6 protein-coding genes are annotated in these 6,418 nt (G+C 68.4%); 2 read left to right on the top strand and 4 right to left on the bottom strand.

The genetic code is table 11. From position 1 onward, the window contains the following. Positions 1-174: 174 nt before the first annotated feature. On the top strand, positions 175-1,473 hold the full coding sequence (locus tag AC1RCS_RS24855; RefSeq protein WP_492246534.1) for a lipase family protein: 1,299 nt from the start codon (positions 175-177) through the stop codon (positions 1,471-1,473). Between the two features lie 120 nt (positions 1,474-1,593). Here the strand turns inward: AC1RCS_RS24855 and AC1RCS_RS24850 are convergent, their stop codons facing one another. From AC1RCS_RS24850 to purE, 4 genes are all read right to left on the bottom strand, one after another. Then, positions 1,594-2,547 carry an SGNH/GDSL hydrolase family protein gene (locus tag AC1RCS_RS24850; protein ID WP_492246533.1) on the bottom strand — a complete coding sequence of 318 codons (954 nt, stop codon included), beginning with the start codon at positions 2,545-2,547 and terminating at the stop codon, positions 1,594-1,596. A 76-nt stretch (positions 2,548-2,623) separates the two neighbouring features. Further along, complete coding sequence (locus tag AC1RCS_RS24845; protein WP_218341785.1) at positions 2,624-3,640, bottom strand: L-threonylcarbamoyladenylate synthase; 1,017 nt, start codon at positions 3,638-3,640, stop codon at positions 2,624-2,626. 2 nt (positions 3,641-3,642) lie between these two features. After that, positions 3,643-4,812, bottom strand: a complete 1,170-nt coding sequence (locus tag AC1RCS_RS24840) for a 5-(carboxyamino)imidazole ribonucleotide synthase (protein WP_492246532.1) — start codon at positions 4,810-4,812, stop codon at positions 3,643-3,645. After that, positions 4,809-5,303 carry a 5-(carboxyamino)imidazole ribonucleotide mutase gene (gene purE / locus AC1RCS_RS24835; protein ID WP_057227318.1) on the bottom strand — a complete coding sequence of 165 codons (495 nt, stop codon included), beginning with the start codon at positions 5,301-5,303 and terminating at the stop codon, positions 4,809-4,811. Before purE ends, AC1RCS_RS24840 begins: the two co-directional genes overlap by 4 nt. 159 nt (positions 5,304-5,462) lie before the next feature. On the opposite strand from purE, the gene trxA reads away from it, so the two are divergent. Continuing rightward, the gene (gene trxA, locus AC1RCS_RS24830; protein WP_492246531.1) at positions 5,463-6,371 is read left to right on the top strand and encodes a thioredoxin; all 909 of its coding nucleotides are present in this window, start codon (positions 5,463-5,465) and stop codon (positions 6,369-6,371) included. The last annotated feature ends 47 nt before the right edge of the window (positions 6,372-6,418 follow it).

Here is a 6,418-nt window from a genome sequence, read left to right as displayed (position 1 = left end):
GAGTGGCTTGGCCTGGTAACCACAGCTTCCCAAATCCGAGACGGATGAACAACCTATTGAGACATCACACCTAGGCGTCTGCGCGCCCGGTGCGGTCCGCGTTATCCCCTATGGATGGTGCAGTGCAGGTGCGCGCACGATGCGTCGTTCCTTCCAGACCTGAGGTATCCATTCATGACGTATTTCCGCCTTACCTGTGTCGCCGCCGCCGCGGTCCTGCTTGTTGCCTGCGGTGGCTCCGACGATCCCGCCCGCGGCGCGCTGATCGATCCCCCGGCGGTGCTCACCACGCTGACGGCCGCGCAGATCGACGCAGGCACTTCCAGCAGCGGCCTGCAGGCCATCACCGGCAAGGCGAAATGCGACGTGAAGGTGGTTGCGCTCAATTACGCCACCGCGGGCGCCAAGGGGGGCGAGAGCACCAACGCCTCCGGCGTGATGCTCGTGCCCGCGGGCAGCTGCAGCACCGCCGCGCCGCTGGTCGCCTATGCCAAGGGCACCGACGTGCAAAAGCCCCGCACCCTGGCCAATCCGCAGGACAGCGAAACCTTCCTGCTCGCTGCCATGTACGCCGCCCAGGGCTATGCCGTGGTGGCCACCGACTACCTGGGGTTTGCCAAGTCAGGCTACAGCTACCACCCCTACCTGCACGCCGACTCGGAAGCCACCTCGGTCATCGACTCGGTGCGCGCCGCCCGCAACGCGGCGGGCAGCGTGGGCGCCAATCTGTCGGGCAAGGTCATGTTCACAGGCTACTCGCAGGGCGGGCACTCGTCGATGGCGGCGCACCGCTCCGCTGAGCGCGACTACGGCAATGAATTCAACGTGGTGGCCGGCGCCCACCTGGCGGGCCCCTACAACCTGTCGGGTTCGCTGCGCATCCCGGACGCCATCGCGGGCGTGCAGTTCTTCGTTCCGTACCTGGTGACGGCCTGGCAGAAGGTCTATGGCGATGTCTACACGGACGTCAAGCAGGTCTTCAAGGCGCCGTACTCGGGCTACATCGAGACCCTGCTGCCCCACCCCACGCTGACCTACACCACGCTGGTCACCTCGGGCACCCTGCCTGCGGGCACGCCCAACCAGGCGCGTGATGCGCTGTTCCAGCCCGCCTTCATCACGGGCTCGCAGACCAGCACCACCCACCCCCTGTACCTGGCGGCCAAGAAGAACGACCTGCTGGGCTGGAACCCCAAGGCCCGCGTGCTGCTGTGCGGAGGGGCGGGCGACCCCACGGTGCCGCCTGCGATCCACCAACGTGTGATGAAGGCCGACTTCGACAGCCGGGGCCTGACCAACGTGGCGTCGGTGGACGTCGATGCCGCGATCCAGGCCACCTTCGGCCCGGGCGGCCAGGCCCCCACCGATCCGGCATCGGCCGCATTCGCGACCTACTACGCCGCCTACCACGGCACGTATGAGCCACCATTCTGCCATGCACAGGCCCGTGCAGTGTTTGACACCGTCAAGTAGGCAAAGGCATCCGCCCTGCCCGCCCAGGGCAGGGCGCTCAGCAAAAAGCCGACCCTGGGGTCGGCTTTTTTTGTGCCTCCCGGTGGCGCGCTCCACGAGCGCCGCCACCCCGCAGGCTGGTTACCAGCGCGCCTTCAGCCGGTCATGGGCGTAGGTGCCGAACTGGCGTTGTGCCGAAGGGGTGAGGTACACCGGGTCGGCGAACACGTAGGAGGCCTGGTTGGCGCCCGCCAGCAGCGTCGAGGGGGTGCACAGGGCCGAGTTGACCTGGCCCGCGCCGATGCCGATGCCGTTGGCGGCGTCCACGGAGGTGCACACGGGCGTCGTGGCGTTGTTGAAACCGTAGTTGGCGGGCACGCTCGTGTACAGGTTCACGTAGTAGGCGGAATCGACGTACAGCACGTTGGCGCCGAGGTCCACGATGCCCACGAGCAGGCCGTCGTTGAAGCGGCTGCTGGCGTCGGTCAGCAGCGCCTCGCGGCGGATGGCCTTGGCCCAGGGGGTCTTGCTCAGGTCATAGGTGCCGGTCACCACCACGTACTTGGCGCCCGCGGCGACGAGGCGGCGCACCTGCGCGGCCATGTCCTCACCGGCCTGGCGGGCTGCGGCCACCATGGCGGCTTCCGTCTGGGTGCCTGCCTGCACGGCGGCCATGCCGGCGATCACGTCGCTGATGCCGCCGCTCAGGATCACCACGTCGTTGGCCGCGAAGCTGCCGCTGGCCAGGAAAGTATCGATCTGCTCGGTGATGGTGGGGGTGCTGGCGTTGCCCGCGGCGTCGGGCTTGGCCTTGACGCGGGCGTTGCCCACCGCGTAGCTCTTGCCGCCCGCCGAGGCGGCCGTGAGGGGCTTGCCGTAGTTGGCGGCCACCTGCAGGGTCCAGTTGTTCACGCTGCCGTCATTGACGGTGTAGCGCGTTCCCTTTTGCCCCACGTCGCTGTTGGCATCGCCGAACGCGATGAAGCGCTCGGGCGTGATGGCCGATTCGGTGGTGCTTGAACCGCAGGCCGCAAGCAACGCGGCCGACGCACATGCGGCGACCAGAACGGTGCGGCGCATCCAATTTGCTGCCATGTATTTCTCCAGAAAAGTGGGGGGTAGTTTAGCGGTGCAACGTCAACCCATGTAAAGCCGCCTTGTGCGGCTGGAATCATGCGGCAGATGCCCGTTGCAGGCGGTCGCGCACACCTTCCCACTCGGGCTCGGCGGGCGGGGTCTCGATCCAGATCAGTTTCACGCCGTCGTCGTCGAAGCCGCGCAGCACCGCGAACAGCTGCTGGGCCGTGGCGGCCGCGTCGTCGGGCATACGCCGCATGACGAGCCTGGAGGACTGGGTGCGCAGCGCGGCACGGGCATAGACCGCGATGTGGGCGGCCTCGGCGCCCAGCAGGTCCAGGCCGGTCTGCAGGGCCTTGGCGTCCATCAGGCGCACCTTGGCGGCGGGGGCGTAGTGGGCTTCGAGCGTGCCGGAGGCGCGCGGCGTGAGCGCGGGCAGGTCGTCCCTGGACAGCGGCGCGGTGCCGCAGGCGGCCTCAATCTGCTCGCGCGTGACGGCGCCCGGGCGCAGCAGCACTGGCACGCCGCGCGTGCAGTCCACGATGGTGCTTTCGATGCCCACTTCGCACGGGCCACCGTCGAGTACCAGCAGCCCGGCGCCCAGCTCGTCCTGCACGTGCCGGGCGGTGGTGGGGCTCACGCGGCCAAAGCGGTTGGCGCTGGGGGCCGCCACGCCCCACACGGGCGGGCCGCCCAGGGCATCGCCATCGCCGGGCGTGGCGCAGGCCAGCAGCAGCGCGTGCGCCACGGGGTGGGCGGGGCAGCGCAGCCCCACGCTGTCCTGGCCGCCCGTGGCGGCCGTGGCCACGCCGGACAGGCGCGGCAGGATGAGCGTGAGCGGTCCGGGCCAGAAGGCATCGACGAGCTTCTGTGCAAAACCCGGTACCTCACTGGCGAAGTGGGCAATGCCTTCGGCATTGGCCACGTGCACGATCAGCGGGTGATCGCTGGGGCGCCCCTTGGCGGCGAAGATCTGCGCCACGGCGGTATCGCTGCTGGCGTCGGCGGCCAGGCCATACACGGTTTCGGTGGGCAGGCCCAGCAGCGCGCCGCTGCGCACGGCCCGCGCTGCGGCGGCGATGGATGCGGGCTGGGTGCCGTCAAGAATCATGGTCAGAACGGCGCGATGCCCAGGAGGGCCGCAGCCCGCAGGGCGGTGGCCCGCGCAGCGTCGGGGGTGGCGGCGGTGATGTTGAGGTGGCCCATCTTGCGGCCGCGCTTGGCGTCGCGCTTGCCATACAGGTGCAGGTGCGTGCCGGGCAGGGCCAGCACCTCGGCCCAGGGGGGCGTCTGCTCCGTGCCGCCCTGCGCAAACCACAGATCGCCCAGCAGGTTGAGCATCACGGCGGGGCTGTGCTGGCGCGGCTGCGTGAGCGGCAGGCGGGCCATGGTGCGCACCTGCAGCTCGAACTGCGACACGTCGCAGGCGTTCTGGCTGTAGTGGCCGCTGTTGTGCGGGCGCGGGGCGATCTCGTTGACCACCAGGCCGCCGTCCTGCAGCACGAAGAACTCCACGCAGAGCACGCCGACGTACTGCAGGCCGTTTGCTATCGAAATTGCAGCTGCTACCGCTTGCTGAATAAGCGCTGGAGGCAGATTTTGTTCAAAAACCTCCGTCACGGCCAGGATGCCGTCGCGGTGCAGGTTGCGCTGCACGGGCAGGTGCACGGTGGCCCCGTCGGCGCCGCGCGCCACGATCACCGAGCATTCCAGTGCCAGCGGCAGCATCTTCTCCAGCACGCAGGGCACCTTGCCGACCGCGTCCCACGCAGCGGCGAGTTCGGCAGCGGTCTTCACTCGCACCTGGCCTTTGCCGTCGTAGCCCATGCGAGCCGTTTTCAGGATGCCTGGCAACAGATCAGAAGAAACCGCAGCCAGTTGCTCAGCCGTTTCGATCACCGTATACGGCGCGCAGGGCACGCCGCAGGCCACGAAATGGGCTTTTTCCCGTGCACGGTCCTGCGCCACCGACACGGCGCTGGCGGCGGGCGACACGGGGCGCTGCGCTGCCAGGGCGGCCAGCGCGGCCGCGGGCACGTTTTCGAACTCGGTGGTCACCGCATCGGCCAGGCGGGCCAGCTCGGCCAGGCCCTGCGGATCTTCATAGCCCGTCTGGATGTGGTGGTGGCTCACCAGCCCGGCGGGGCTGGTGGGGTCGGCGTCGAGCACGGCCGTGAAATAGCCCATGGCCTGGGCCTGGTGCACAAACATGCGGCCCAGCTGGCCGCCGCCGAGCACGCCCAGCGTCGATCCCGGCAGGAGGGGTTTGTTGCTGGCGCTCATGCGGCGGGCGGCAAGGTCATGTTGCGGGCCACCTCGGTCTGCTCGGCGCGGAAGGCTTCGAGCCGCTGGCGCAGTTCGGGGCTTTCGTTGGCCAGCAGGGCGACGGCAAACAGGGCGGCATTGGCAGCGCCCGCCGTGCCGATGGCGAACGTGGCCACGGGGATGCCCTTGGGCATCTGCACGATGCTGTGCAGCGAATCCACACCCTGCAGGTGGCGACTGGCCACGGGCACGCCCAGCACGGGCACGGTGGTCTTGGCGGCAATCATGCCGGGCAGATGGGCGGCGCCACCGGCACCCGCAATGATGGCCTTCAGGCCCCGGCCGGCGGCCGCCTCGGCGTAGGCGAACATGTCGTCGGGCATGCGGTGGGCCGAAACCACGCGGGCCTCGTGCGGGATGCCGAATTGCTCAAGAATCTGCACTGCATGCTGCATGGTGTCCCAGTCGCTGCTGGAACCCATGACCACGCCGATCTGGATGGGTTTCATGGTGTGGAAGGTGCCTTGGCCGCGGGCTGCGCCCGCGGCACGGCTGTAGGTGGAACCCGCGATTTTACTTTTTGCGCTTCCCTTCGCCGCACCCGGGCATGTCGATGGGCCAAAATAGCGCGAACCAACCAGCTTGACCGGCCCCGCCCGTACACCACCATGATTGACGTCACCGTAGAGAACTTTGAAGCCGAGGTCGTTGCCGCCTCGATGACCGTGCCCGTGCTGGTGGACTTCTGGGCGCCCTGGTGCGGCCCCTGCAAGTCGCTGGGGCCGGTGCTGGAAAAGCTCGAGACCGAATACGCCGGCCGCTTCAAGCTCGTCAAGATCGACTCGGACCAGGAGCAGCAGCTGGCGGGCATGTTCGGCATCCGCAGCATCCCCACCTGTGTGCTGCTCATGAACGGCCAGCCCGTGGACGGCTTCATGGGGGCCCTGCCCGAGGGCCAGGTGCGCGCCTTCCTCGACAAGCACGTGCCCACCGCCGAGGAAATGGTGGCCGAAATGGAGGAGGAAGAAGCCCAGGACGCCCTGGCCGAGGGTGACACCAGCACCGCACTGGAGAAGCTGCAGCATGCGGTGGTGACCGATCCCTCCAACGACGATGCGCGCTTCGACTACGTCAAGCTCCTGCTGCAGCTGCACCGCGAGGACGATGCCAAGGTCGCGTTCGCCCCCGTGATCGCCAAGGCCGCGGGCTCGCGCAAGCTCGGCGCGCTGAAAGTCTGGATGGATGCTATTGATTTCGTAGCTTCTGGCGCATATGGAGAAAGCGCTGAGGCCGATTTTGATGCCAAGATCGCCGCCAACAAGCGCGATTTCGATACCCGCTACGCCCGCGCCCGCTGGCTCTTGGCCGGCCGGCGCTGGACGGACGCGATGGACGAACTGCTCGAAATCCTCATGCGCGACAAGGCCTGGGGCGAAGAGATCGCCCGCAAGACCTACGTGGCCATCCTCGAGATCATCGAACCCCCCAAGGCGAAAGTGGCCGACGGCCAGATCCCGCCCGACGACCCGGTGGTGGCGACCTACCGGCGCCGGCTGTCGAGCGTGGTGCTGAGCTGACATCCGCTGGCGAGGTGGTGGTGAGGCTGTGATGGCGGCGGTGCCGG

The sequence above is a fragment of the Acidovorax sp. GW823-FHT01C06 genome (assembly GCF_058798375.1).
Note: the sequence above shows the minus strand (reverse complement) of the source record. Positions and strands in the feature narration are given on the sequence as shown.